The sequence below is a fragment of the Campylobacter concisus genome, from assembly GCF_003049065.1.
Lineage (GTDB): Bacteria > Campylobacterota > Campylobacteria > Campylobacterales > Campylobacteraceae > Campylobacter_A > Campylobacter_A concisus_BE.
Genome location: NZ_PISC01000022.1, coordinates 1 through 1,054, shown reverse-complemented (window position 1 = coordinate 1,054; position 1,054 = coordinate 1). Strand labels below are relative to the sequence as shown.

1 protein-coding gene is annotated in these 1,054 nt (G+C 38.1%); it reads right to left on the bottom strand.

The genetic code is table 11. From position 1 onward, the window contains the following. Nucleotides 1-1,054: Ig-like domain-containing protein (locus tag CVS81_RS09725; RefSeq protein WP_159070980.1), on the bottom strand; the 1,054-nt coding region annotated here is incomplete at both ends.

The following is a 1,054-nucleotide window of genomic DNA, read 5'->3' as shown; positions in this document are numbered from 1 at the left end:
ATCTACATCTAAACTTTCTTTTGCTTCCTTGCCTACATTACCAGCTTGATCAACGATCTTAGCTGTTACGCTTGATGTTTGACCATCAGTTACTGGTACTTTTATTTCTACATGATCAGCTGTCTTATCAGCATTTGTTATAGTATGAGACTGCTCTGTGCCACCATTTACAGTGTATTTGATAACATCGCCTACTACTGCATCTGCTGGGACAGAAATTTTAGCTGTTGTATTAGCGTTATCACTATCACTGCTGTTTTCAGCTTTATTTAGCTTGCCATCTTTTGGATTAGTATCTTCAACAAATGTGATTGTTGGCTCTGATGGAGCTGTATGATCGTTTGGATGTTCTATATTGCCAGCTTCAACTCTATCTGTACCTACGTTACCAGCTTTGTCTATTGCTTGAACAAATACTGGAGTACCTGGCTGAACGGCTTTATCTAGTTGAATTACGAAGTCACCTGCATTATTAGCGTGACCTTTTCCTATAATGTTGTTGTTTTCATCTCTAAATAATATCTCAGCATTTGGAGTATCTGTATGACCTGTTCCCATAGTTAGCTCTGCTGTATCATCAGCTTTGCTATTAGTATCGATTGGAGTGATTTTAACATTGTCAAGTTTTGGAGCGATTGAATCTAGATCGATTGTAGCTTCATTGCTTGGTGTGCTCTTACCAAATTTATTCTCAGCAGTTGCTGTAAATTTATGCTCGCCTTGTTTAGTAAGCTCTGTGGTTGTAACTTCCCATGAACCATCAGATTTAGCTGTTGTCTCACCTACCTTGTTGCCATTGTCGTAAATTTCTACTTTTGAGCCAGCTTTTGCAGTGCCTTTGATAGTTGGAGTATTATCATTTGTTAGATGACCTTTTACATCAAGAACATTGCCTACTTTAGTATCTTCTTCATAACCCTTAACGTTATCAATTACTTCTGTGATTACTGGAGCTTCTGGAGCTTTAGTATTCTCACTATCTTCACCTATAACCTTGCTATCCTTGCCTGGGTTGTTAGGGTTATTTGGATTGATGATCTCTGCTGTTACATTG